Genomic DNA, 23,150 nt, shown 5'->3' on the forward strand with positions numbered 1-23,150 from the left:
TCTGAACTATTGTGCACTTAGAAGCAAGATCAAGATCAAGATCAAGATCAAGATCAAGATCAAGATCAAAAGAGCTGCTATTGAATGGTGCGCATGTTGATATAATAACTCCCCTTCACCGGAGATTCTAACGAAACAGCCGTCGAGAATGAAAGAACTTTATGGCGATATAGGATCACTCGCCGGAAATGTTTCATCCAAAGCGTTATCGACATTGCTCTCCTTCGGCTGGGTTATCTCTCCACATTTGCAGTCCGCCATACGACAAGCCTCCCCATTGCTATGCCCCGTCGCGCAGGCTTCGCAGCAATAGGCCTTGCCATCCTGGACCAGGGCATTGGCATCTACGGTGCAGGAACAGTGGTTGCAGGAACAGCGTTGCTCATTCATCACGGCTCTCTCCTGTCGTCATCAGGCACCACCTCATCGGTCCACGGCTCACCGTCCAATGGCGCCGAGCGGGCGAGTTCGGCCTCGTCCAGGCCGATGCCGCCACCGATCTCCTGGGCGTCCACCTGGCGCAGGTCCTGGTCGGCAGGCCCGCCGCCTGTGCCAGGCTCATGCGGGTCGCGAGCGCCGGTTTCATCAAACAGCGTGTCTGGGCTCAAATCGTCGAGGGTGACATTGTCCTCGTGCAGGCTATCGCTCAGGGCCTCGCCGCCGGTCATGCCGCTTTCGGCGACACGTCGGGGCGGGTAATCCTCGGCGATTTCGCGCGCCGGACGCTCGTCGCCGACACGCCCCTGGCGTTCATCGCGGCGCTCGCTGAAATCCAGTTCGTGGACACTGCCCATGCGGTCCTCGGTGTCGTCGATATCAACCTGCGGTCTTGGGTCATCGGGTCTAGGCATGAACGTTCTCCATCAGTGGGCTTCACACGGTCGACTGCCCCCACGAAGCAATAATTCAGAGTTTCTTCACAAAGCACCGCCCCACGCTTTTTTTGAACTCCACGCCGCGCCGCCACCTCCCAATCTTGAGACCCGCGAACCCTCCCGGAGCCCGCCATGGCCAAGCCCCTGCAGGAATACCAGCGCAAGCGCGACTTCAACGCCACGCCCGAGCCGGCTGGCAAGCGCGCCAAGCCACACTCGGCCCACGCGCTGCAGTACTGCATCCAGAAACACGATGCCAGCCACCTGCACTACGACTTCCGCCTGGAACTCGACGGCACCCTCAAGAGCTGGGCGATCCCCAAGGGCCCCTCGCTCGACCCCAAGGTTCGGCGCCTGGCAGTGCACGTGGAGGATCACCCGCTGGACTATGCCAACTTCGAAGGGCACATCCCCGAAGGCCATTACGGCGCCGGTGATGTGATCGTCTGGGACCGGGGTGTCTGGGAGCCCGAGGGCGATCCGCATGAAGCCTATGCCAAGGGCAAGCTGCGCTTTCGCCTGCAGGGCGAAAAACTATCTGGAATCTGGAACCTGTTCCGCACCCACCTGGCCGGCAAGAAAGAGCAGTGGATGCTGGTCAAGTCCCATGACGGACAGGCGCGCAGCGAAACCGACTACCGCATCGTCGAAGCCCTGCCGGACAGCGTGCTGAGCGACCGCACCCTGCCACCACGGCGCCCAGCCAAGGCAACCGCTTCCACGCGCAAGCGCAAGGCCGGTCGCAAGTCCCTGCCGGCGCTTCTTACGCCACAACTGGCCACGTTGGTCGACTCCCCGCCCAGCGGCGACTGGCGTTACGAAGTCAAATTCGACGGCTACCGGATCCTGGCGCGCATCGACGGTGACGACATACGCCTGTTCACCCGCAATGGCCACGACTGGAGTACGAAGATGCCCCGCCAGGTCGAGGCGCTCAAGGCGCTGGGGCTCGATGCCGCATGGCTGGACGGCGAGATGGTGGTGGTCGACGACAACGGCGTGGCCGATTTCCAGGCCTTGCAGAACGCCTTCGACACCGAGCACGACGAACACATCACCTACTACCTGTTCGACCTGCCCTGGCTGGGCGATGAGGATCTGCGCGAACTACCGCTACAGGCACGTCGCAACACCCTGGCCAAGCTGCTGGATGACCACGCCTCGCCGCTGCTCAGGTACTCCGCCGATTTCAATGAGCCGATCGATTCGCTACTCGACAGCGCCTGCCGGCTGGAACTCGAGGGGCTGATCGGCAAACGTGCCGACAGCCCCTATGTCGGCCGGCGCAGCGGCGACTGGATCAAACTCAAGTGCAAGCAGCGCCAGGAATTCGTGATCGTCGGCTATACCGACCCAAAGGGTAGCCGCCACGGTTTCGGCGCCCTGCTGCTGGCCCTGCACGACCGCGACAGCGGCCAGTTGCGCTACGCCGGCAAGGTCGGCACCGGCTTCAGCGCCGCCACCCTGGACAGCATCCTCGCTCGCCTGAAACCGCTGCAGACCGCCAAGTCGCCCTTGGCCAGCCCCCCCACCGGAGCCGAAGCCCGCGGCGTGCATTGGCTCAAGCCGCAACTGCTGGCGGAAGTCGCCTACGCCCAGATGACCCGCGAAGGCATCGTGCGCCATTCGGTGTTTCACGGTCTGCGCGACGACAAACCCGCCACCGCCATCGACCTGGAGCGAGCGATGCCCGCCAAGCGCGCAGCACAGACACGACCCGAGGGCCTGGGCAACCTGCGCCTGACCCACCCCGAGCGCGTGGTCGACGCGACCACCGGGGCCACCAAGCGCCAGGTCGCACAGTACTACGCCCAGGTCGCCGACCGGCTGCTGCCGCAGCTCAAGGATCGGCCTGTCGCCCTGGTCCGGGCACCGGATGGCCTGGGCGGCGAGCTGTTTTTCCAGAAGAACGCCGGCCATCTGCACATTCCCCACGTGCTCAGCTACAGCAAGGCTCAGGCCGGCCAGGCGGCCATGGTGCTCAACCGCGCCGACAGCCTGCTGGGCGCGGTGCAGATGAACACGCTCGAATTGCACACCTGGAATGCCACCACCAAGGACTTCGACAAGCCCGACCGCTTCGTCCTCGACCTCGACCCGGATCCCGCACTGCCCTGGAAAGCCATGCTCGAGGCCACCCAACTGACCCTCACCCTGCTCGATGAGCTGGGGCTGAAGGTGTTCCTCAAGACCAGCGGCGGCAAGGGCATGCACCTCGTCGTGCCGTTGACCCGGCGCGCTGGCTGGGACGAAGTGAAGGACTTCAGCCATGCCTTGGTCGAGCACATGGCCGGCCTGTTCCCTGATCGGCTCAGCGCCGTGTCCGGGCCGAAGAACCGGGTCGGGCGGATCTTCATCGACTACCTGCGTAATGGCAAGGGCGCCACCACCGTCGCCGCCTATTCGCTGCGCGCCCGCGAGGGCTTGCCGGTGTCGGTGCCGATCTGGCGTGAGGAACTGACCCAACTCAAAGGCACGAACCAATGGAACATCGGCAACCTCCAGGCCCGGCTTGCCGAGGTGGACGATCCGTGGGCCGACATGGCCAAAACCCGCCAGTCGATCACCGTGCGCATGCGCAAGCAATTGGGGATCGCCTGATGGAACCGACCCCCTTCGATCAACTGCTACACCGACTATATACCCGTGCGCAGCCCCTCGAACTCGAACCCTTGCTGCCGGAACTGCTGCAGGCTCTGCAGCGCGAACACCTTGACCTGCTCCCCTTGCCCGGTCAGGGGCGGACCCTGGAGCGCTGGGGGGGCCTGGCGCGGGTCGCTGCTTGCGATCTCAGCCTGGCCAAACTCTACGAGGGCCATACCGACGCCCTGGCGATCCTTGCCGAATGCGGCGCAGCCCATCATGCCGGCGAAGGGATCTGGGGCGTGTGGGCTGCGGAGCCGCCGGATGCCCGCGCCCTCATCGTCGAACGGAACGCCGAGCAGATTCGCCTGCGAGGCCGCAAGGCCTGGTGTTCGGGAGCGTTGCAGATCGACCGTGCGCTGCTGACCGCCTGGCAAGACGACCAGCCTCAACTGGTGGCCATCGAGCTTGGCCACCCGAGCCAGCGTGTCCAGGCCGACCACTGGCAGGCTGTTGGCATGGCCGCCACCGCCAGTGTCGTCATCGTGTTCGACGACTCGCCCGGGCTGGCCATCGGCGAGCCCGGCCAGTACCTGTCCCGCCCAGGTTTCTGGCACGGGGGCGCGGGCATCGCCGCCTGCTGGTACGGCGCGGCCGCAGCCTTGGCGGACTACCTGCGCGAACACTGCCGCAAACCCCGGCCCGACCCACACGCCGTCGCCCACCTGGGCGCCGTCGATGCGGCCTTGTTCGGAGCCCGCGCCGCCCTGCGAGAATGCGCCGCCTGGATCGACCGCCAACCAGGCGACGATGCCAGTTACGAGGTACGCCGCACCCGCGCCCAGGTCGAGCAGGCGGTCGAGCAGGTCATCCAGCATGTCGGCCGGGCATTGGGCGCAACGCCGTACTGTCGCAACAGCCATTTCGCCCGGCTCAGCGCCGACCTGCCGGTATACCTGCGGCAAAGTCACGCTGAACGCGACCTGGCCGAGCTGGGGCGGCAACTGACCGATAGGCCTGAAGGAGCATGGAAACTATGAGCCAGAATCTGATCCAGGCCGCTCACGGCACGCCTTGGAGCGCCTGGCAACAGTCCGCGTACCTGGCCCGTGCCACCTGGCTGACGCCCGACCGACTGTGCCCGCCCGGCAGACGCCTGGTGCTGCTGGCGCCGCATCCGGACGACGAGATCCTCATGGCCGGCGGTCTGTTGGCCTGCTTCCACGGCCGGGAACAGGACCTGGTACTGATTTCCGCCACCAACGGCGAGGCCAGCCATCCTCACTCCAACCAATGGACCGAGCACCGCCTGCGCCATCAGCGCCCTCTGGAGAGCCGCCATGCCCTGCAAAAGCTGGAGCTGGACCTCAACCGCGTCGAATGGCGACGGCTCAACCTCAAGGACGGCGCCCTGCCCCGCGATGAGGCGTTCCTGGTCGCGCACCTGGAGCAATTGCTGCAGCCCGACGACCTGCTGCTGACCACCTGGCGGGGTGATGGGCACTGCGATCATGAAGCGGCCGGCCGCGCCTGCGCCAGGGCGGCGCAATCGTGTCGCGCGCAACTGGCCGAGGTGCCGGTCTGGGCCTGGCACTGGGCCGCACCCGACGATCCTAGGCTGCCGTGGCCCCGGGCACATCGCCTGTCGCTCGACGAGGCGCGTCTGGCGCGCAAACGCGAAGCCCTGGCCGCCCATGCCAGCCAGTTGCAGCCCGATGGCGACCATCCGCCGGTACTGCCCGAACACCTGCAGGCCTGCCTGCTGCAACCTTTCGAACTGGTCTTCCTGTCAATGGAGTCGCCATGAGCCTCGACGCGCAGTATTTTGCCGACCTGTATGCCGACAACGACGACCCATGGGCCTTTCGTACCCGCTGGTATGAACGGCGCAAGCGCGACCTGGCCCTGGCCAGCCTGCCCCGCCAATACTACGAGCGCGTCTTCGAGCCGGCCTGCGCCAACGGTGAACTGAGCATCCTGCTGGCCGAGCGCTGCGCCGAGCTGCTGTGCCAGGACATCGACCCCACCGCCGTGGCCCTGGCCCGCCAGCGGCTGGCGGGCGCGAGCCATGCCCGCGTCGAACAGGGCCACCTCCCGGGTGACTGGCCGGGCGGACAGTTCGACCTGATCGTGCTCAGCGAGATCGGCTACTACCTGGCACCCACCGAGTGGCTGCAGGTGATCGAGCAATCGGTGGCTAGCCTGAGCCATGACGGCGGCCTGCTGGCCTGCCACTGGCGCCATCCCATTGCCGCTTGCCCGCAGGAGGGTGGCGAGGTCCATGCCCTGCTGGCCCGACACCTGCCACTTTACCCGCTGCTGCGCCACGAGGAGGCGGATTTCCTGCTCGAGTACTGGTCGTGCCAGCCCAGCGCCGTGGACCTGAACGAGACCTGCCCATGATCGCCGTCATCATTCCGGCCCACAACGAGGCCCGCCGCCTCGGGCACTGCCTCGCTGCCGTCAAGCTGGCGGTGGCGCGGGCCGAGGCGGCGGGCCTGGTGGTCGAGGTGCTGGTGGTCCTCGATCGCTGCGTCGATGCCAGCGCGCGAATTGCCCGCCGCCATGGCGTGCATACCATGGTGTTGGAGGCCGGCAACGTCGGCATTGCCCGGCGCCTGGGCGCGGCATGGATGATCGACCGCGGCGCCCAGTGGTTGGCGTTTACCGATGCCGACAGCCGCGTACCCGTGCACTGGCTGGTGTCGCAACTGCAATGGCATGCCGACGCGGTCTGCGGCACGGTGCACATCGAGCGCTGGCAACCCTGGCAAGGCGCCGCTCTGCGCCAGTTGTACCGCAGCCGTTACCAGGCCCGGGACGGCCATCGGCATATTCACGGCGCCAACCTGGGCGTCTGCGCCAAGGCCTATGAGCGCGTCGGCGGATTCCAGCCATTGCCGGCCCACGAAGATGTGCAACTGGTGCTGGCCCTCGAGGCCAGTGGCGCGCAGATTGTCTGGACGGCGGCGCACAGCGTGGCCACCAGCAGTCGCCGGGACAGCCGCGCCCGCCAGGGCTTCGGCGACTACCTGAATGGGCTGGAGGGGCAACTACCGTAACCTCTGCGCAACCGCGCTAAGATGCTTTGCGCGGTCGCTTGGCCGCCGGTTTCTTCGCCTTGGTCTTGCCACCCAGGCTGCGCTTGAGCAGCTCGGTGAGGTCGATGATGTCCGCGCCCTTCTCCGCCGGCGCGCCCTCGCCTTTGTCCACGGTCTCGATCTTGCCCTTGCTGGCCTTCTCTTGCACCAGCTCGAGGATGGTCTGGCGAAAGGCATCATGGTACTCGTCGGGCGACCATGGCCCGCTCATGTCTTGCACCAGCTTCCTGGCCATGTCCAGTTCGCGCTTGTCCAGCTTGCTGTCGGTCACGCTCTTGTCCAGTTCCAGCGACGCCAGGCCTCGCACCTCCTCGGGCCAGCGCAGGGTAATCATCACCAGCGCGTCTTGCAGCGGGCGCAGCAGCGCCAGATGCTGGCGGGTGTGCAGCACGACGGTGGCCAGGGCGACCTTGCCGGTACTTTCCAGGGCCTCGCGCAACAAGGCGTAGACCTTGCCGCCGCCGCGGTCGGGGCTCAGGTAATAAGGCGTGTCGAACTGTTGCAGCGGTATCTCCCGGGCATCGACGAACGAGAAGATATTGATGGTCTGGGTCACCTCGGGCCGGGCCTTGCGAATCTCCTCCTCGCTGATCACCACGTAGCGACCCTTCTCGTACTCCACGCCCTTGACGATGTGTTCCTTGTCGATCTCCTTGCCTGTGACCTTGTTCACCCGTTTGTAACCCACCGGTTCCATGCTGCGCTTGTCGAGCCAGTCGAAATCCACCCGCTCGCTGCGCACGGCGGTATTGAGGGAGACGGGGATGTGCACGAGGCCGAAGCTGATCGCGCCTTTCCAGATTGCCCGGGCCATGGTCGGCTCCTACGCGTCGAACGGTTGGCCGGGCTGGCTGTAGCGCAACGCGCCGCAGCGTTCGCAGCACTGGCAATGGAGCCCGGCGATTTCACGGACCAACAGACTGCGCCATTGGCAGCCACGCAACAGGCAGACGAGTTTCATCAGCCACCTCCCTGGCCCGCATGAATAGGGGCTCTTACAAGGACTGACTGCGCGGCGCGGCCAAGGTTTATTCGACTTTGCCCTACGGGAGTGGATTCCCCCCCGTGACGCCGAATACCTCCCCAGTGATATAGCTCGACTCCTGGCTGGCCAGCAGCACATACAGCGGCGCGCATTCGGCAGGTTGGCCGGGACGTTTCATCGGTGTGTGCCCACCGAAGTCGGGAATCTTCTCCGGCGGTTGGCCGCCGCTGGGCTGCAACACGGTCCAGATCGGGCCCGGCGCCACTGCGTTGACGCGGATGCCGCGCTCGATCACCTGCTTGGCCAGCGCCTTGGTGAAGGCAACGATCGCCGCCTTGGTGGTGGCGTAGTCGAGCAGCGTCGCCGATGGCTGGTAGGACTGGATCGAGGCAGTGTTGATGATCGTGGCCCCGGCCGGCATCAGCGGCACGGCAGCCTGGCACAACCAGAACAACGCGTAGACGTTGGTCTTGAGGGTGTGATCGAACTGCTCGTGGGTGATCTGGCCAATGTCCTTGCGCGCCACCTGCTTGCCGGCGACGTTGACCAGGATGTCCAGGCCGCCGAGCTGTTCGTGGGCCTGGTCCACCAACTGGCTGCAGAAGCGCGGATCCTTGAGATCGCCAGGAAGTGCCACGGCCTTGCGCCCTTCGGCCTCGATCAGCTGGACCACTTCTCGGGCGTCACGCTCCTCCGTGGGCAGGTAGTTGAGGGCGATGTCGGCGCCCTCGCGGGCGAAGGCGATGGCCACGGCGCGCCCGATTCCCGAGTCGGCGCCGGTGATCAGGGCGCGACGATCGACCAGGCGGCCGAAGCCTTTATAGGTGGCTTCACCGTGGTCGGGCTTGGGTTGCATGTGGGCATCCAGGCCAGGGGCGGGTTGGCCCTGGGCCGCAAAGGGCGGATGGGGATATTGGGTCAGGGGATTTTGCAGGGTGAATTGGTCCTGGGGCTTGCCGGGCATGGGTGGGGCTCCTTCTGTTTTGGCTGCATGTTGTCGAATTGTGGGGCACACAGCTTTCGAGGCTGGCGACCAGCGAATGGTTTACTCAATGAGTCCCGAGCACCGACAGCTGGTGATCGGCACTGGTGCCGTCGCGCAAGATGCGCCGGGCCTGGATGAAGGCGCGTTCGGCATCGGCGGTGTCGGCCGGGCATTGCAACTGCAGTTGCGTCAGCCAGCCTTCGGCGCTCACCGGCTGTTGCTCGTACACGCCGATGAAGGTGCCTAGGCGGCCCTGACGCAGGGCACGCCAATAGTTTTCCTGGGTGACCCAGCGCATCTCGCGGCTGGCGACGGCCAAGGCATCGTCCAACCGGGGGCAGCCATCGCAGATACGCAGTTCGACTGTCGCAAACCGCCGCGAAGGCCTGCTCCCACTGCCAGCGCGGATCGCCGTCCCCCTGTTCCTCGAGAAAGATGCGGATCAACCCGTGAAAACGCGGTTCCCGCCAATGGCACAGGGCGCCGTGCAACCATGCGCCGTCGACCGCCTTGGTCGGCGCAACCTGTTGCAGGAACCACAAGGCATGGCCCGGTTGGTGAAGTAGCGGCGCGCGGCCCCTGGCGCCGTTGTTCAAGATAAGCCATGTGTTCACTGGCGACCCGCTGGGCATGGGCGGCTGACCATTCCAGCAATCGCCCGGGATCATCCGGCAGGTCGTCCGCAAGCGTACGCACTTGGCGCAGCGGCTGCTGCAGCCAGGCCTCGCCTAGCGGATCAGGGCCCTTGAGCAGGGCCCGATAGCGATGCTCAAGGCCATCGGTCGCCACGCATGGCGCCTCCTGGGTGGGGTATGCGCGGTGCCGGGCAAGCCCGGCACCGCGTGCCCTCACTTACGTGCGGCCACCCTTGCGGCCGGACTCGGTCTGACGGTGGTCGCCGCCACTGCTCTGACCGCCCTTGCGGCCGGCTTCGGAGGCCTTCTCGCGGTCGTTGGCGAAGTTGCCCGGGTTCTTCGATCCACCCTGGCTGCCGGTCTTGTTGCTGTCCTGGCGACCGGTCATGTTGCTGTCTTTGTTGGCCATGGTTGCAAAACCTCGTGTGGCTAAGGGATGCACGGCTGCATGCCGTACAGGATTGGGAGTACGGCGATAAGGCGGGATTCGGATTATTCCGGGGCGATCGGACCGGTGGCGCTAAACATGCCGCTGCCCTGTATCTGGGACGCAAGCGGACGCGGGCAGGGTTGACCCCTTCAGGCACTCTGGCATAATTTGCACAACCTACCGGTCGGTAGGTGCATTTTCGTCAACGGATTTCCCAGTCATGCCTGCTTCCCACCTGCGCTTCGCCGCCTCTCTTGCCCTGATCGGCGCCCTCGGCCCTTCGGCCATCGACATGTACCTGGCCAGCCTGCCGGAAATGGCCCGCGACTTCGCCACCGGCTATACCCAGGTGCAGCTGACCCTGACCGTGTTCCTGCTGGCGATGGGTGCCGGCCAGTTGCTGTTCGGCCCGCTGGTTGACGCCCTGGGCCGTCGTCGTCCGCTGCTCGCGGGGTTGATGGTGTTCAGCCTGGCCTCCCTCGGCGCGGCCGCAGCGCCCTCGCTGGACGCGTTGCTGATCGCACGCCTGGTCCAGGGCCTGGCCAGCGCGCTGACGTTGGTGGTGATCATGAGCATGGTCCGCGACAGCGCCGACGGCGCGCGGGCGGCGCAGATCTTCGCCCTGCTGATGACCATCGAAGGCCTGGCGCCGATCCTCGCCCCGGCGTTGGGCGGGATGATCGACGCGGCCTATGGTTGGCGGGCGATCATGCTGGTGCTGGCCGGTCTGGGCCTGCTGACCTTGCTCAACTCGATGCTGACGCTCGGCGAGACCTTGCCGGCGGGGCAGCGGGTACGCCTGGCGCCGGCCCGCGCATGGCGCACCTATGCGCGCATCGCCGCCGATGGCGCGTTCCTGCGACCGGCCCTGGCGTTGTCGGCGGTGTTCTTCTTCCTGTTCGCCTACATCGCCGGCTCCGCCTACGTGTACCAGCAGCATTTCGGCCTTTCCAGCGCCCACTTCGGCCTGCTGTTCGGGGCCTGCGGCGTGGCCATCCTGCTCGGCGCGGCGCTGTCCGGCTACTGGGTGACGCGCCACGGCGTGGCTCGCGTGGCCTGGTGGGGCGCGCTGTGCATGGGCGGCGGCGCGCTGCTGGCGGTACTTGCCGGGCTGAGCGGCGCGGGCCTGGCGCTGCTGCTGGCGGGCGTCGTGCTGGCGCTGTTCGGCCTGGGCATTTGCGAGGCCACCTTGATGGCCCTGGCGATGTCGTCGCAGCAACGTGACGTCGGCTCCACCGCAGCCCTGCTCGGTGCCCTGCAACTGGTGATTTCATCCAGTGCTACACCCTTGGCCGGGCACCTGGCAACGCTGGGGCCGCTGGCCTGGGCCTGGCTGTTGGCGGCCGCTGCCCTGATCATCGTCGGTTTGACCCGCGCCGCCGTGGCAAAGACAATCAGCGCCTCGCCCTGCCCCAGCGTCAACCCGGAGTGACCGCCTTGAAAGCCCTGACCCCATCCGCCGCGCGCATCTGCGACCATGCCGTCGAACACTTTGCCGAACACGGCTACGACGGCTCATCGCTGAACGAAATCGCCGCCCTGGCGGGCATGCGCAAGGCATCGCTTTATGCCCATTTCGCCAACAAGGATGCGTTGTTCGTGCGCGCCTTCGAACGGGCGCTGGCGGACGAAACCGCCTACGTCGAGGCAGGGTTCGGCCACGAGGCGGCGGGCCGCGAGGCGCCGGGGCACTGGCACCCGCTGCACCTGGCCGAGCACTACGCCGCCTCGGCCAACCTGCGCTTCGTGCTGCGCACGGCGTTCCTGCCGCCGACGCCGATCCGCTCGGTTGTCACCGGCGGCTTCGAGGCCTACCTGGAGCAGATCCGCCTGGGCTTCTGCCAGGCCCTGCGCGAGCGCCACGCCTGGGCCCGCAGCGATGGCAACAAGCTGGAGCTGTATGGTGACGCGTACCTGGGGATCATCGACAGCCTGCATGTGGAGCTGCTGTACGCGAACCCGGCGGTGTATGCACGGCGGGCGGCTTCGTTGCTGAAGATTCTCGATGATTCGCTGTATCTTGCCGGTCTGTAGGGGGACCCTTTACACGATTCAAGGGCCCCGCGATGGCGGTGGTCAGCGCTCGCTGCATCAGGGCCTGACCTTCTTGAGCTCGTTCAACAACTCCATCAACTTCTCCAACTTGTCCTCGCCGAACTGGCGCTGGATCTCCTGGTAATTGCGCTCCATCTCCTCGCTCATGGCCAGGAATGCCTGCTGGCCACGCACGGTCAGGCTGATGAATATCCGCCGCTGATCCTCCGGCGACTTGCGCCGACCCACCAGGCCGTCGCGTTCCAGGCGCTTGAGGACGCCGCTCATGCTCGGTTTGAGGATGCAGGCCATGTCCGCCAACTGGTGGCTTTCCAGCTCGCCCTGCTGGCGCAGGATGCGGATCACCCGCCACTGCTGCTCGGTCAGGTCGTGGGCATTGAGGGCCGGGCGGAAGAACGCCATGGTCGCTTCGCGGGCCTGCAACAGGGTCAACGTCAGGGAAGGTCTTGGATTGGTCATCAGGATAAGCGGCTGGTTTTATTAAGATATTAATAAAGTGAAAACCATTTTCACCGGTGCTGTCCAGCCCCAGTGAAAAGTACCAGCGCTCCCGGCAAACGCGCATTTTCCAAGCAGCGCCTTCGTTGCACGATCAGGTGAAGCTTGCAGCCCGGAGCTGATCGCCTCATGTCAACGCAATCCCGCCTGGCGCTGACGGTACTCCCCCGGCGTCATCTGCGCATGGCGCTGGAAGAAGCGGCTGAAATACGCCGGATCCTTGAACCCCAGCCGGTAGCAGATCTCGTTGGCCGAACCGCCGGTGTACAGCAGCAACCGCCGCGCCTCCTGCATCAGCCGTTCGAACACCAGGCGCTTGGACGGCAGGTCGGCCATGCGCCGGCACACATCATTCAGCCGCGCCTCGGTCACCCCCAGCGCCGCCGCGTAGGCCGGCAGCGTCCAGTGGTCGAGGTAGTGGCGCTCGATCAGCTCGTTGAAGCGATGGAACAACTGCAAGTCCTCGTGCCGCGCGGGCGTTGCCTCCAGCGAATTGGCGCCCAGGCGCAGCAGGCTGATCATCACCAGCCGCGCCAGGTCCTGCACGGCGGTGCCCTGCCCGGCCTGGCCATGGCCGATTTCGTCGCCAAGCAGGTCGAACAGCTGCTCCAGGCGCCGTACCTCGCCGGCCGCCGCGCCCTGCAGGTGCCCCAGTGCAACGCAGGCCGGTTGCAGCCGCGGTCCCAACGCCAGCCCGGGCTCGGCCTGCAGCAGTTGCCAGACCAGTTGCTGGCGCACGGTCAGCACATGGCCGTCGGCGTCGGCCTCGGTGACGAAGGCATGGGGAATGGTCGGCGGGGTGAGGAAGAACATCGGCCCGGACTCGTGGTAGCGCTGTTCGTCCAGGTACACCCGCACACTGCCGGTCTTGACGTAGTGCACCTGGAAGAAGCGGTCGTGGCGGTGCACTGGCATGTTGCGACCGAAAAAACCGGCCAGGTTGCCCAGGCGGTCGTAGTGCACCTCGCTGTCGCTGTAGCGCTGGTCATAGACCTGACCGATGTTGATATTGGGGATCGGCTGTCGTTCTTTCATTGTTGTTCTCGCAGCGGTGAAACGCGCCGGGGAAATCATCGTAGCACCACCAGCCAGCGGTAGACGCCTTGACGATCGTTAACATATTAAATATAACGTTAACACATTAACAAAAACACCACGAAGCGCAGGAGAAAAGCATGAGCCGTGCCTTGCACGAGGTCGCCAACGGCAGCTTGTTCGGCGTCGCCCTGAACTACCAGGGCCTGCTGCAGCAGCATCTGGCATCCTTCCATCAAGCGCCGTACCAGCAGCCGCCGGTCAAGCCGGTGCTGTTCATCAAGACCCCGAACACCCGCAACGGGCATGCCCAGCCGGTAACCTACCCCTCGGCAGTCGAGCGCCTGCAACCCGGCCCCGCGCTGGGCGTGGTGATCGGCAAGGACGCCAGCCGCGTCAGCATCGACGACGCCCTCGCGCATGTGGCCGGCTACACCATCGTCAACGAGTTCAGCCTGCCCGAGGACAGCTACTACCGCCCGGCGGTCAAGGCCAAGTGCCGCGACGGCTTCTGCGCCATCGGCCCGCAGCTGGTGCCGGCCGCGCAGGTCGACAACCCCGACGCGCTGGGCATCCGCCTGTGGGTCAACGGCGAGTTGCGCCAGCACAACAACACCGCCAACTGCGTGCGCGGCGTGGCCCGGCTGATCGCCGAGATCAGCGAGTTCATGACCCTGCATGCCGGCGACGTGCTGATCACCGGCACCCCCGAAGGCCGCGTCGATGTGCTGCCCGGCGACCGGGTGACGGTCGAGATCGACGGCCTTGGCCAGCTGACCAACCCCATCGTCGCCGAACAAGGACTCGCCCCATGAAGCACGCCCGTATCCAGTTCGATGGCCAGGTCCATCAGATCACCGTCGAGGACGACCAGCAACTGCGCCTGGCCGATGGTCGCCTGGTCCAGGCCGACCAGGTTACCTGGCTGCCACCGGCCACCGGCAACATGTTCGCCCTGGGCCTGAACTATGCCGACCACGCCGCCGAGCTGGCCTTCACCCCGCCCACCGAACCGCTGGCGTTCATCAAGTCGCCGGGCACCTACACCGGGCACGAGCAGGTGACCTGGCGCCCGGACAACGTCAAGTACATGCACTACGAGTGCGAGCTGGTGGCGGTGATCGGCAAGCCGGCGCGCAACGTCAGGCGCGAGGACGCCCTCGACTACCTGGCCGGCTACACCGTGTGCAACGACTACGCCATCCGTGACTACCTGGAAAACTACTACCGCCCCAACCTGCGGGTGAAGAATCGCGACGCCACCACCCCGGTAGGCCCGTGGATCGTCGACGTCGCCGACGTGCCGGATCCGTCGAACCTGACGCTGCGCACCTGGATCAACGGCGAGCTGAAACAGCAAGGCAGCACCGCCGACATGATCTTCGACATCCCCTACCTGATCGAATACTTCTCCAGCTTCATGACCCTGCAGCCCGGCGACATGATCGCCACCGGCACCCCGGAAGGCCTTGCCGACGTGGTCCCCGGCGACGAAGTGGTGGTGGAGGTGCAAGGGGTCGGCCGCCTGGTCAACCGAATCGTCAGCGAAGCCGAGTTCTTCGCCCACAAAGCACACGAGGCAACAGCATGATCAAGCACTGGATCAACGGCCGTGAAGTCGAGAGTCCCGATACCTTCATCAACTACAACCCGGCCACCGGCGAGGCCATCGGCGAAGTCGCCAGCGGCGGCGCCGAGGAAGTCGCCCAGGCCGTGGCTGCGGCAAAAGAGGCCTTCCCGAAATGGGCCAACACCCCGGCCAAGGAACGCGCCCGCCTGATGCGCCGCCTGGGCGAGCTGATCGAGCAGAACGTACCGCAGCTGGCCGAACTGGAGACCCTGGACACCGGCCTGCCGATCCACCAGACGCGCAACGTGCTGATTCCTCGCGCATCGCACAACTTCGACTTCTTCGCCGAGGTGTGCACGCGCATGGACGGGCACACCTACCCGGTGGACGACCAGATGCTCAACTACACCCTGTACCAACCGGTGGGCGTGTGCGGGCTGGTGTCGCCCTGGAACGTGCCGTTCATGACCGCCACCTGGAAGACCGCGCCGTGCCTGGCGCTGGGCAACACCGCGGTGCTGAAGATGAGCGAGCTGTCGCCGCTGACCGCCAATGAGCTGGGCCGCCTGGCAGTCGAGGCCGGCATCCCCCATGGCGTGCTCAACGTCATCCAGGGCTACGGCGCCACCGCCGGCGATGCCCTGGTGCGCCACCCGGACGTGCGCGCCATCTCGTTCACCGGCGGCACCGCCACCGGCCGCAAGATCATGCAGACGGCGGGCCTTAAGAAGTACTCCATGGAACTGGGCGGCAAGTCGCCAGTGCTGGTCTTCGAAGACGCCGACCTGGACCGTGCCCTGGACGCCGCGCTGTTCACCATCTTCTCGCTCAACGGCGAGCGCTGCACCGCCGGCAGCCGCATCTTCATCCAGGAAAGCGTGTACCCGCAGTTCGTCGCCGAGTTCGCCGCCCGCGCCAGGCGCCTGATCGTCGGCGACCCGACCGATCCGAAGACCCAGGTGGGCTCGATGATCACCCAGCAGCACTACGACAAGGTCACCGGCTATATCCGCATCGGCCTCGAGGAAGGCGCACGCCTGGTGGCCGGTGGCCTGGAGCGTCCGGCCGGGCTGCCAGCGCACCTGGCCAAGGGGCAGTTCATCCAGCCGACGGTGTTCGCCGACGTGAGCAACACGATGCGCATCGCCCAGGAAGAGATCTTTGGCCCGGTGGTCTGCCTGATCCCGTTCAAGGACGAGGCCGAGGCGCTGCAACTGGCCAACGACACCGAATACGGCCTGGCGTCGTACATCTGGACCCAGGACATCGGCAAGGCCCACCGCCTGGCCCGCGGTATCGAGGCGGGCATGGTGTTCATCAACAGCCAGAACGTGCGTGACCTGCGCCAACCGTTCGGCGGGGTGAAAGGCTCGGGCACCGGGCGCGAGGGTGGGCAATACAGCTTCGAGGTCTTCGCCGAGATCAAGAACGTGTGTATATCCATGGGTAGCCATCACATTCCGCGCTGGGGCGTGTAGAACGGGGCTGCTGCGCAGCTCTCGCCATGGACACCAAGAACAACAACCTTCAACAGGAGACATACCATGGGCAAACTCGCTCTCGCCGCCAAGATCACCCATGTGCCCTCGATGTACCTGTCCGAACTGCCCGGCCCGCGCCAGGGCTTTCGCCAGGCGGCCATCGACGGGCACCACGAGATCGGCCGGCGCTGCCGCGAACTGGGCGTGGACACCATCGTCGTGTTCGACACCCACTGGCTGGTCAACGCCAACTACCACATCAACTGCGCCGCGCACTTCGAAGGCCTGTACACCAGCAACGAACTGCCGCACTTCATCGCCAACATGAACTACGGCTTCCCCGGCAACCCCGAGCTGGGGCGAATCCTCGCGCAAGAATGCAATCGACTGGGCGTGGAGACCATGGCCCACGACGCCACCACCCTGGCCCCGGAATACGGCACCCTGGTGCCGATGCGCTACATGAACGCCGACCGCCACTTCAAGGTGATCTCGGTCTCGGCCCTGTGCACCTCGCACTACCTCAACGACAGCGCGCGCCTGGGCTGGGCCATGCGCAAGGCGGTCGAGGACCACTACGACGGCACCGTGGCTTTCCTCGCCAGCGGCTCGCTGTCACACCGTTTTGCCCAGAACGGCCAGGCCCCGGACTTTGCCACCAAGGTCTGGAGCCCGTTCCTGGAAACCCTCGACCACCGCGTGGTGCGCATGTGGCAGGACGGCGACTGGGCGGACTTCTGCGCGATGCTGCCCGAGTATGCGGTCAAGGGCCATGGCGAAGGCTTCATGCACGACACTGCCATGTTGCTCGGTGCGCTCGGCTGGTCGCGATACGACGGCAAGGCCGAGGTGGTGACACCGTACTTCGGTTCTTCCGGTACCGGCCAGATCAACGCGATCTTCCCGGTCACCCCGCAGGACGGCAGCGCGATCCCCGCAGCCCAGGCCTCGAACCCGGCTGGGATCACCTCCACCAGCCGCCTGTAAGGAGCCCCCATGCCCCATCTGGTCCTGCTCTATAGCCCGGATATAGAAGCCGACGCCGATATGCCCGGCCTGTGCCGCGCCCTGGCCGACTGCATGCTCGCCCAGCGCGACGAACATGATCGCCAGGTGTTCCCCACCGGCGGCACCCGCGTGCTGGCCTACCCGGCAGCCCATGCCGCGATCGCCGATGGTCGTGGCGACTACGGTTTCGTCTACGCCAACCTGCGCATGGGCAGCGGCCGCAGCGCCACGGTGCACCGGCAGGTCGGCGATGCGCTGCTGGCTGTCTTGCGCCAGCACCTGGACGCGCTGCTGGGACGTCGCCCGGTCGGCGTGACCCTGCAGATCGATGAGAGCCAGGCACAGGTGTACGACGCCAAGCACAGCAGCCTGCATCCCCTGTTCACCCGTCAGCCCTGAGGTCTCCATGCTCGACGCCCGCATCATCCAGCAAGCCGCCGCCCGTCTAGACCAGGCCGAACGCACCCGCGAACAGGTCGGCCAGTTCTCCTTGGAACACCCCTCGATCAGCATCGAGGACGCCTACGCCATACAGCGCGCCTGGGTGGCACGCAAGATCGAGGGTGGCCGCAAGCTGGTCGGCCACAAGATCGGCCTGACCTCCAGGGCCATGCAAGTTTCCTCGAACATCACCGAACCGGACTACGGCGCGCTGCTCGACGACATGCTGTTCGACGAAGGCAGCGACATTCCCTTCGAGCGCTTCATCGTGCCCCGGGTCGAGGTGGAGCTGGCGTTCATCCTCGGCAAGCCACTCAAGGGGCCGAACGTGACCCTGTTCGACGTGCTCGACGCCACCGAATGGGTGATTCCGGCCCTGGAGATCATTGATGCGCGCATCCAGCAGGTCGACCCGCACAGCGGCGTGACCCGCAAGGTGTTCGACACCATCTCCGACAACGCAGCCAACGCCGGCGTGGTCATGGGCGGTCGCGCGGTGCGCCCGGGCGACGTCGACCTGCGCAAGGTGCCGGCGGTGCTGTACCGCAACGGCGTGATCGAGGAGTCCGGCGTGTCGGCGGCGGTGCTCAACCACCCGGCCAAGGGCGTCGCCTGGCTGGCCAACAAACTGGCGCCGTACGACGTGGGGCTGGAGACCGGCCAGATCATTCTCGGCGGTTCGTTCACCCGCCCGGTAGCCGCCCGCCCCGGCGACACCTTCCACGTCGACTACGACCAGCTTGGCTCGATCGCCTGCCGATTCGTCTGAGGATCCACCATGGACATGCCCATCAATACCTTCAAGCAACGCCTGCGCACGGGCCAGGCGCAGATCGGCCTGTGGCTCGGCCTGGCCGATCCGTACTGCGCGGAACTGGCGGCCAACGCCGGCTTCGACTGGCTGCTGCTCGACGGTGAGCACGCGCCCAACGACCTGCGTGGCCTGCTCGGCCAGTTACAGGCGGTGGCGCCCTACCCGGCTCAGCCGATCGTGCGCCCGGTGATCGGCGACACCGCGCTGATCAAGCAATTGCTGGATATCGGCGCGCAGACCCTGCTGGTGCCCATGGTCGAAAGCGCCGAGCAGGCACGCCAGTTGGTGCGTGCGATGCGCTACCCGCCCCACGGAGTGCGCGGCGTAGGTAGCGCGCTGGCACGAGCATCGCGCTGGAACAGCGTGCCCGGCTACCTGGACCAGGCTGACGAACAGATGTGCCTGCTGGTACAGGTGGAGAACCGCGAAGGCCTGGCCAACCTCGACGCGATCTGCGCCGTCGAAGGTGTCGATGGCGTGTTCATCGGCCCCGCCGACCTCAGCGCCGACATGGGCCACCGGGGCAACCCGGGGCATCCCGAAGTACAGGCGGCCATCGACGATGCCATCGTGCGCATCGGCCGTGCAGGCAAGGCGGCGGGGATCCTCAGTGCCGACGAAGCGCTGGCGCGCCGGTATATCGAGCTAGGGGCGGCGTTCGTCGCTGTGGGGGTCGACACCACGGTGCTGATGCGCGGCTTGCAGACGTTGGCGGGCAAGTTCAAGGAAGGGGCCGCTACCAGCGCCCAGGGCGGTGTCTACTAGTCCGGCCTGGTAGCGCGTAAGCTCGATGTTGGGAGCGTACTGGCCCCTGCGACAGTGCCATGCTAGCCTCCGCGCGCCCCGCCCTGCGGGGTCGCAACAACATCGAACCAAGGAGTCAGGCAATGGACCTGCAGTTTCTGGGCACCTCTTCCGGTGTGCCCACCAAGGCCCGCAACGTCAGTGCGACTGCGGTCATCGAGGCATCCGGCACTGGGTGGTACCTGGTCGATTGCGGCGAAGGCACCCAGCACCAGCTGCTGCACAGCCCGCTGTCGGTGCGCGACCTGCGCGCCATCCTCATCACCCATGTGCACGGCGACCACTGCTTCGGGTTGCCGGGGTTGCTGGCCAGCGCTGGCATGTCAGGGCGCAAGGAGCCGTTGCAACTGGTGCTGCCGGCCGACCTGCAGACCTGGGTGCGCCAGAGCCTGGCGGTCAGCGATACATATCTGCCCTTCGAGCTGCAGATGCAGCCGGTCGAGACCTTCACCGGGCTGGAACATGGCAATGTGCAGATCGGCGTGGTCGAGCTGTCGCATCGGGTGCCGTCCTACGGTTTCGTGTTCGAGGAACGTGACCCCGAGCCCCGGCTCGACACCCAGCGCCTGCAGGCCGACGGCATCCCCGCCGGGCCGATGTGGGGGCAACTGGCCCGTGGCAGGACTGTCGAGCACGAGGGGCGTCAGCTCGATCCGCAGACTTACCTGCAACCGACACGCCCGGCGCAGCGGATCATCGTCTGCGGCGACAACGACCGCCCGGAGCTATTGAGCACGCTGGCGGCGAATGTGGATGTACTGGTGCATGAGGCCACCTTCACCCAGCCGGTGGTCGAACGTACCCAGGCCACCTTCGGCCACAGCACCGCCGCCGCGGTGGCGCGCTTCGCCGAAACGGCGGGTGTCAGGAACCTGGTGCTGACGCATTTCAGCGCCCGCTACCAATCCGGCGGCGGGCGCGGCGGCTCCATCGAGGAAGTGCGCGAGGAGGCGCAAGCGCACTACAACGGGCACCTGACCCTGGCCCGGGACCTGCAGCGTTATCGGCTTGGCCGTGATGGGGTGGTGGTCGAGGTGGAGTAACGCCTAAGGGGGGATCCTGGCATGGGCGCGCAACGCTGGTGATGGCTGAATGATCCCTGGGGCCTCAATGCGCCGGATGCTGCTCCACACTGCCCGCCAGGCAGTAGCGATCCCGCCCCTGACGCTTGGCTGCATAAAGCGCCGCATCCGCCGCTGCCATCAGGTTCTCCGGGGTCACCGTCTCCAACGTCGGCGCGCCCACCGCGATACCGGCACTGGCCGTGACATGCCCCAACGGGCTGCCGGCATGCTCGATGGCCAGCCGGCGCAACAGCTGCAGGATCTCCTGGACGATCTGGCTGGCACCCTGGACATCGGTATCGGGCAACAACAGGGTGAACTCCTCGCCGCCATAGCGCACCGCCAGGTCTGCGGGGCGCTTGAGCGCCTGACGTAGCAGCTCGGCGAAACGCCGCAGGCACTGGTCGCCCGCCGGGTGGCCGTAGCGGTCGTTGTAGGCCTTGAAGTAGTCCAGGTCGAGCATGACCAGGGCCAGCGGCCGGCCCTGGCGCCGCGCTCGGCGGATCTCCGGCTCGAACACCGCGTCCAGCCGTCGACGGTTGCCCAGTCCGGTCAGGCTGTCGCTCAGGGCCAGCGCCTTGAGGGTCTGGTGGGCCTGGTGCAGCGCGCGCTCGATGGCGATGCGCTCGCGCAACTGGCGCAGGACAATCCAGCCGAAGCCGGCCAGGCCGACCAGCAGCAGAACCAGCACCGCCAACGATTTGATCATGTCACGCCGCCAGGGCCCGACAATCGACTCGAGGGACAAGCCCGCCTGCACCACCAGCGGGTAACTGGACAGCGCGCGGAACGCATACAACCGCGTCGTGCCATCAACCACCGCCACTGCCTCGGTCACCCCTTCATTGGCGTAGGGCAGGTAGTGTCGGAAGATCTCGCTGCCCGCCAGACTGCGGCCGATGACCTGCTCGACGAAGGGCCGGCGCACGAGGATGGTGCCGTCACGCTTGGCCAGAACCAGGGCGCCACGCTCATCGATCTTGAAGTCGCCGTAATAGCGCACGAACCAGTCGACCTTGATGGTGCCCAGCAGCACCCCGGCGAAGCGTCCATCGGGCAGGTCCAGACGCCGCGAGATGGGGATGATCAGGTCGCCCGTGGAACGGCTGCGCACCACCGAGCCGATGCGCACCTGGCGGTCGGCATGGGTCTGGTGGTAGAGGAAATAGTCGCGGTCGGCGTTGTTGGCCCCCGGCGGCACGGCATCCTTGTCGGTGACGATCCAGCTGCCATCGGCGCCATAAACGAACAGGCCGTGCAACTGCGGCATGATCTGCGCCTGTTGCTTGAGCAGGGCGTGCAGGCGCGGTCGATCGACGTGGGCAAAGCCATCGCCTTCCAGGCGCTCGGCCAGGACGGCGGTGATCGCGTCCACCTGGCGGATGGCGTCCTCGGCGTGCTGGGCCGTAGCTCGGGCCAGGTTGGTGACCGCGTTCTCGGCGTCGCCGAACGCCTGCCGGTAATCGCGCCAGATCCGCCAGCCCTCGATCAGCACGAACGCCAGCATCACCACCGCCATGAAACCCAGCACCAGGCGGAACAACGACACGGCGCGGCCCTCGCCGGTCACCGCGAAGAGGCCGTCATCAGTGTGTTTCCTGGCTGCTGCCATCGAAGTCCCTTGTCGTCACGCACTGGCCGCTCATCACTATAGTTCAGCCAGGCAACTGTCTATCCCCTCTAGGAGCGGCCTGTTCAACCAAGCTGCGCCACGATCGCCTCCATCAGCGCCCGCACCCGCCTCGGTTGCACCCGGGTCGGCGGATAGACGATCTGCAGCGCCACCGGCCCGGCGCTGAAGTCACCCAGCACCTCCACCAGCCTGCCTTCGTCCAGGTCATCCTGCACATCGCGCAGCGACTTCAGGCACAGGCCATGCCCGGCCAGGGCCCAGCGCCGCACCTGCTCGCCGTTGTTGGCGACGCGCCGGCCGCGCACGCTGACCGGATACGCCGCCGCGCCCAGACGGAACGGCCAGACCCGCTCGGTGTGGATGCCGAAGCGCATGACGATGCAGTCGTGCCGCGCCAGGTCGTCCGGGTGCAGCGGTATGCCATGCCGGCGCAGGTAGTCGGGCGCGGCGCACACCACCCGGCGGTTGTCGCCCAGGGGTCTGGCGCGCAGGGAGCTGTCGGCCAATGTGCCGTAGCGGATGGCGAGGTCGATGCCCTGCCCGACAAGGTCGACGTAGCCGTCGGTCAGGTCCAGGTCGATCGACACGTCGGGGTGCTCAGCGAGGAAACGGTCGAGCAGCGGCACGATGCAGTGCTGGCCGAGGTCCACCGGCGCGCTCAGGCGCACCAGCCCGGAGATCTTCTGTTGGCCGTCCTGCAGCTGGCTCTGCAACTCCTCGGCCTCGGCCAGCAGGCGCCGGGCGCCGTCGGCCAGCAGGCGACCGGCGTCGGTCAGGCTGAGCGAGCGGGTGCTGCGGGTCAGCAGCGTCACTCCGTAATGCGCCTCCAGCGCCGACAGGCGCTCGGACACCGTGGCCGGTGACAGCCCGCGTTCACGGCCCGCCGCCGACAGACTGCCTTTTTCGATGATGGTAAGGAACAACGCCAGTTGATCCAACATAGCTTTCGATTTTTCCGAAATATGATTTTGTCTTTTGGCTAATTATTAGCGATTTTTTCGCTAATTACACTGCCCGGTATCGAAACCCCCGCACTCAGGAGCGAACCGATGACCAGCAGAAGAGACTTCGTGAAAGGCACCCTCGCCGGCGGCATCGCCGTGGCGGCGGGCGCGGCACTGGCAAGCCAGCCCGGCAGCAGCAACGGAACGAC

Annotated in this window: 26 protein-coding genes and 1 pseudogene; 16 read left to right on the forward strand and 11 right to left on the reverse strand. The window is 66.2% G+C overall.

The window, feature by feature from the left end:
• Positions 1–159: 159 nt before the first annotated feature.
• Together CC207_RS23115 and CC207_RS23120 are read right to left on the reverse strand one after the other, a co-directional pair.
• Positions 160–390, reverse strand: coding sequence for a metallothionein (locus CC207_RS23115; RefSeq protein ID WP_081791518.1), 231 nt, complete (start codon positions 388–390; stop codon positions 160–162).
• Entirely contained in the window at positions 390–851 is a 462-nt protein-coding gene (locus CC207_RS23120; RefSeq protein WP_088852830.1) for a phosphotransferase system, HPr-related protein, read from the reverse strand. Before CC207_RS23120 ends, CC207_RS23115 begins: the two co-directional genes overlap by 1 nt.
• A gap of 156 nt (positions 852–1,007) precedes the next feature.
• Here CC207_RS23120 and ligD point away from each other — a divergent pair, with 156 nt between their 5' ends.
• The 5 genes from ligD to CC207_RS23145 are packed head-to-tail and all read left to right on the forward strand — an operon-like array spanning position 1,008 to position 6,520.
• Positions 1,008–3,476 (forward strand): DNA ligase D, encoded by a 2,469-nt coding sequence (gene ligD, locus CC207_RS23125; protein WP_088852831.1) that lies wholly within the window; start codon positions 1,008–1,010, stop codon positions 3,474–3,476.
• Positions 3,476–4,498: an acyl-CoA dehydrogenase gene (locus CC207_RS23130; protein WP_256582295.1), complete on the forward strand. Its 1,023-nt coding sequence runs from the start codon at positions 3,476–3,478 to the stop codon at positions 4,496–4,498. The genes ligD and CC207_RS23130 overlap by 1 nt, the downstream gene beginning before the upstream one ends.
• Entirely contained in the window at positions 4,495–5,265 is a 771-nt protein-coding gene (locus tag CC207_RS23135) for a PIG-L deacetylase family protein (RefSeq protein WP_088852832.1), read from the forward strand. Before CC207_RS23130 ends, CC207_RS23135 begins: the two co-directional genes overlap by 4 nt.
• Entirely contained in the window at positions 5,262–5,861 is a 600-nt protein-coding gene (locus CC207_RS23140; RefSeq protein WP_028688913.1) for a bifunctional 2-polyprenyl-6-hydroxyphenol methylase/3-demethylubiquinol 3-O-methyltransferase UbiG, read from the forward strand. The genes CC207_RS23135 and CC207_RS23140 overlap by 4 nt, the downstream gene beginning before the upstream one ends.
• Positions 5,858–6,520 carry a glycosyltransferase gene (locus CC207_RS23145; protein ID WP_028688914.1) on the forward strand — a complete coding sequence of 221 codons (663 nt, stop codon included), beginning with the start codon at positions 5,858–5,860 and terminating at the stop codon, positions 6,518–6,520. The genes CC207_RS23140 and CC207_RS23145 overlap by 4 nt, the downstream gene beginning before the upstream one ends.
• Positions 6,521–6,536: 16 nt before the next feature.
• Here CC207_RS23145 and CC207_RS23150 read toward each other — a convergent pair whose 3' ends face one another.
• From CC207_RS23150 to CC207_RS23170, 5 genes and pseudogenes are all read right to left on the reverse strand, one after another.
• Positions 6,537–7,373, reverse strand: a complete 837-nt coding sequence (locus CC207_RS23150) for a Ku protein (RefSeq protein WP_088852833.1) — start codon at positions 7,371–7,373, stop codon at positions 6,537–6,539.
• A 9-nt stretch (positions 7,374–7,382) separates the two neighbouring features.
• Positions 7,383–7,520, reverse strand: a complete 138-nt coding sequence (locus CC207_RS27195; protein WP_175406180.1) for a PSPA7_2676 family Cys-rich small protein — start codon at positions 7,518–7,520, stop codon at positions 7,383–7,385.
• A gap of 82 nt (positions 7,521–7,602) precedes the next feature.
• The gene (locus tag CC207_RS23155) at positions 7,603–8,508 is read right to left on the reverse strand and encodes an SDR family oxidoreductase (RefSeq protein WP_088852834.1); all 906 of its coding nucleotides are present in this window, start codon (positions 8,506–8,508) and stop codon (positions 7,603–7,605) included.
• Between the two features lie 97 nt (positions 8,509–8,605).
• Positions 8,606–8,917 (reverse strand): annotated as a pseudogene (locus CC207_RS23160) (carboxylate-amine ligase); the annotation flags it as partial.
• 464 nt (positions 8,918–9,381) lie between these two features.
• Positions 9,382–9,573 (reverse strand): general stress protein, encoded by a 192-nt coding sequence (locus CC207_RS23170; protein ID WP_028688918.1) that lies wholly within the window; start codon positions 9,571–9,573, stop codon positions 9,382–9,384.
• A gap of 241 nt (positions 9,574–9,814) precedes the next feature.
• On the opposite strand from CC207_RS23170, the gene CC207_RS23175 reads away from it, so the two are divergent.
• Positions 9,815–11,026, forward strand: coding sequence for a multidrug effflux MFS transporter (locus tag CC207_RS23175; RefSeq protein ID WP_088852835.1), 1,212 nt, complete (start codon positions 9,815–9,817; stop codon positions 11,024–11,026).
• Positions 11,027–11,031: 5 nt separating this feature from the next.
• A complete protein-coding gene (locus tag CC207_RS23180) occupies positions 11,032–11,628 on the forward strand; it encodes a TetR/AcrR family transcriptional regulator (protein WP_213883433.1) in 597 nt (198 codons plus the stop codon).
• 57 nt (positions 11,629–11,685) lie between these two features.
• Here the strand turns inward: CC207_RS23180 and hpaR are convergent, their stop codons facing one another.
• Both hpaR and hpaA read right to left on the reverse strand, forming a co-directional pair.
• Positions 11,686–12,108, reverse strand: a complete 423-nt coding sequence (gene hpaR / locus CC207_RS23185) for a homoprotocatechuate degradation operon regulator HpaR (protein ID WP_028688921.1) — start codon at positions 12,106–12,108, stop codon at positions 11,686–11,688.
• A gap of 171 nt (positions 12,109–12,279) precedes the next feature.
• Positions 12,280–13,182, reverse strand: a complete 903-nt coding sequence (gene hpaA / locus CC207_RS23190; RefSeq protein WP_028688922.1) for a 4-hydroxyphenylacetate catabolism regulatory protein HpaA — start codon at positions 13,180–13,182, stop codon at positions 12,280–12,282.
• Between the two features lie 140 nt (positions 13,183–13,322).
• Here hpaA and CC207_RS23195 point away from each other — a divergent pair, with 140 nt between their 5' ends.
• From CC207_RS23195 to CC207_RS23230, 8 genes are all read left to right on the forward strand, one after another.
• A complete protein-coding gene (locus tag CC207_RS23195) occupies positions 13,323–13,997 on the forward strand; it encodes a fumarylacetoacetate hydrolase family protein (protein ID WP_088852837.1) in 675 nt (224 codons plus the stop codon).
• Positions 13,994–14,773 (forward strand): fumarylacetoacetate hydrolase family protein, encoded by a 780-nt coding sequence (locus CC207_RS23200; RefSeq protein ID WP_088852838.1) that lies wholly within the window; start codon positions 13,994–13,996, stop codon positions 14,771–14,773. Before CC207_RS23195 ends, CC207_RS23200 begins: the two co-directional genes overlap by 4 nt.
• The gene (gene hpaE / locus CC207_RS23205; RefSeq protein WP_088852839.1) at positions 14,770–16,230 is read left to right on the forward strand and encodes a 5-carboxymethyl-2-hydroxymuconate semialdehyde dehydrogenase; all 1,461 of its coding nucleotides are present in this window, start codon (positions 14,770–14,772) and stop codon (positions 16,228–16,230) included. The genes CC207_RS23200 and hpaE overlap by 4 nt, the downstream gene beginning before the upstream one ends.
• Before the next feature lie 66 nt (positions 16,231–16,296).
• Entirely contained in the window at positions 16,297–17,220 is a 924-nt protein-coding gene (hpaD, locus tag CC207_RS23210; protein ID WP_028688926.1) for a 3,4-dihydroxyphenylacetate 2,3-dioxygenase, read from the forward strand.
• Positions 17,221–17,229: 9 nt separating this feature from the next.
• Positions 17,230–17,640 carry a 5-carboxymethyl-2-hydroxymuconate Delta-isomerase gene (locus tag CC207_RS23215; RefSeq protein WP_028688927.1) on the forward strand — a complete coding sequence of 137 codons (411 nt, stop codon included), beginning with the start codon at positions 17,230–17,232 and terminating at the stop codon, positions 17,638–17,640.
• 7 nt (positions 17,641–17,647) lie between these two features.
• Positions 17,648–18,451: a 2-oxo-hept-4-ene-1,7-dioate hydratase gene (gene hpaH / locus CC207_RS23220; protein WP_028688928.1), complete on the forward strand. Its 804-nt coding sequence runs from the start codon at positions 17,648–17,650 to the stop codon at positions 18,449–18,451.
• Positions 18,452–18,460: 9 nt separating this feature from the next.
• Entirely contained in the window at positions 18,461–19,261 is an 801-nt protein-coding gene (gene hpaI, locus CC207_RS23225; protein WP_028688929.1) for a 4-hydroxy-2-oxoheptanedioate aldolase, read from the forward strand.
• Between the two features lie 122 nt (positions 19,262–19,383).
• Complete coding sequence (locus CC207_RS23230; RefSeq protein ID WP_028688930.1) at positions 19,384–20,343, forward strand: ribonuclease Z; 960 nt, start codon at positions 19,384–19,386, stop codon at positions 20,341–20,343.
• Positions 20,344–20,407: 64 nt separating this feature from the next.
• Here CC207_RS23230 and CC207_RS23235 read toward each other — a convergent pair whose 3' ends face one another.
• Positions 20,408–21,976: a sensor domain-containing diguanylate cyclase gene (locus tag CC207_RS23235; RefSeq protein ID WP_028688931.1), complete on the reverse strand. Its 1,569-nt coding sequence runs from the start codon at positions 21,974–21,976 to the stop codon at positions 20,408–20,410.
• 83 nt (positions 21,977–22,059) lie between these two features.
• A complete protein-coding gene (locus tag CC207_RS23240; protein ID WP_088852840.1) occupies positions 22,060–22,938 on the reverse strand; it encodes a LysR family transcriptional regulator in 879 nt (292 codons plus the stop codon).
• A gap of 108 nt (positions 22,939–23,046) precedes the next feature.
• Between CC207_RS23240 and CC207_RS28450 the strand changes: the two genes are divergently transcribed.
• On the forward strand, positions 23,047–23,150 hold a 104-nt coding region (locus CC207_RS28450), incomplete at its 3' end, for a twin-arginine translocation signal domain-containing protein (RefSeq protein ID WP_143496172.1).

It is taken from the genome of Pseudomonas sp. DrBHI1 (assembly GCF_002205115.1).
Taxonomy (GTDB): Bacteria; Pseudomonadota; Gammaproteobacteria; order Pseudomonadales; family Pseudomonadaceae; genus Aquipseudomonas; species Aquipseudomonas mosselii.

Excerpts from the sequence above, each read along its gene's own strand:
- hpaR (WP_028688921.1), bottom strand. The coding sequence starts at position 12,108 with ATGACCAATCCAAGACCTTCCCTGACGTTGACCCTGTTGCAGGCCCGC.
- CC207_RS23175 (WP_088852835.1), top strand. The coding sequence starts at position 9,815 with ATGCCTGCTTCCCACCTGCGCTTCGCCGCCTCTCTTGCCCTGATCGGC.
- CC207_RS23240 (WP_088852840.1), bottom strand. The coding sequence starts at position 22,938 with ATGTTGGATCAACTGGCGTTGTTCCTTACCATCATCGAAAAAGGCAGT.
- CC207_RS23115 (WP_081791518.1), bottom strand. The coding sequence starts at position 390 with ATGAATGAGCAACGCTGTTCCTGCAACCACTGTTCCTGCACCGTAGAT.
- CC207_RS23145 (WP_028688914.1), top strand. The coding sequence starts at position 5,858 with ATGATCGCCGTCATCATTCCGGCCCACAACGAGGCCCGCCGCCTCGGG.
- CC207_RS23140 (WP_028688913.1), top strand. The coding sequence starts at position 5,262 with ATGAGCCTCGACGCGCAGTATTTTGCCGACCTGTATGCCGACAACGAC.
- CC207_RS23230 (WP_028688930.1), top strand. The coding sequence starts at position 19,384 with ATGGACCTGCAGTTTCTGGGCACCTCTTCCGGTGTGCCCACCAAGGCC.
- hpaH (WP_028688928.1), top strand. The coding sequence starts at position 17,648 with ATGCTCGACGCCCGCATCATCCAGCAAGCCGCCGCCCGTCTAGACCAG.
- CC207_RS23235 (WP_028688931.1), bottom strand. The coding sequence starts at position 21,976 with ATGGCAGCAGCCAGGAAACACACTGATGACGGCCTCTTCGCGGTGACC.
- hpaD (WP_028688926.1), top strand. The coding sequence starts at position 16,297 with ATGGGCAAACTCGCTCTCGCCGCCAAGATCACCCATGTGCCCTCGATG.
- ligD (WP_088852831.1), top strand. The coding sequence starts at position 1,008 with ATGGCCAAGCCCCTGCAGGAATACCAGCGCAAGCGCGACTTCAACGCC.
- hpaI (WP_028688929.1), top strand. The coding sequence starts at position 18,461 with ATGGACATGCCCATCAATACCTTCAAGCAACGCCTGCGCACGGGCCAG.
- CC207_RS23195 (WP_088852837.1), top strand. The coding sequence starts at position 13,323 with ATGAGCCGTGCCTTGCACGAGGTCGCCAACGGCAGCTTGTTCGGCGTC.
- CC207_RS23150 (WP_088852833.1), bottom strand. The coding sequence starts at position 7,373 with ATGGCCCGGGCAATCTGGAAAGGCGCGATCAGCTTCGGCCTCGTGCAC.
- CC207_RS23135 (WP_088852832.1), top strand. The coding sequence starts at position 4,495 with ATGAGCCAGAATCTGATCCAGGCCGCTCACGGCACGCCTTGGAGCGCC.
- CC207_RS27195 (WP_175406180.1), bottom strand. The coding sequence starts at position 7,520 with ATGAAACTCGTCTGCCTGTTGCGTGGCTGCCAATGGCGCAGTCTGTTG.
- CC207_RS23130 (WP_256582295.1), top strand. The coding sequence starts at position 3,476 with ATGGAACCGACCCCCTTCGATCAACTGCTACACCGACTATATACCCGT.
- CC207_RS23120 (WP_088852830.1), bottom strand. The coding sequence starts at position 851 with ATGCCTAGACCCGATGACCCAAGACCGCAGGTTGATATCGACGACACC.
- CC207_RS23200 (WP_088852838.1), top strand. The coding sequence starts at position 13,994 with ATGAAGCACGCCCGTATCCAGTTCGATGGCCAGGTCCATCAGATCACC.
- hpaA (WP_028688922.1), bottom strand. The coding sequence starts at position 13,182 with ATGAAAGAACGACAGCCGATCCCCAATATCAACATCGGTCAGGTCTAT.
- CC207_RS23215 (WP_028688927.1), top strand. The coding sequence starts at position 17,230 with ATGCCCCATCTGGTCCTGCTCTATAGCCCGGATATAGAAGCCGACGCC.
- CC207_RS23170 (WP_028688918.1), bottom strand. The coding sequence starts at position 9,573 with ATGGCCAACAAAGACAGCAACATGACCGGTCGCCAGGACAGCAACAAG.
- hpaE (WP_088852839.1), top strand. The coding sequence starts at position 14,770 with ATGATCAAGCACTGGATCAACGGCCGTGAAGTCGAGAGTCCCGATACC.
- CC207_RS23155 (WP_088852834.1), bottom strand. The coding sequence starts at position 8,508 with ATGCCCGGCAAGCCCCAGGACCAATTCACCCTGCAAAATCCCCTGACC.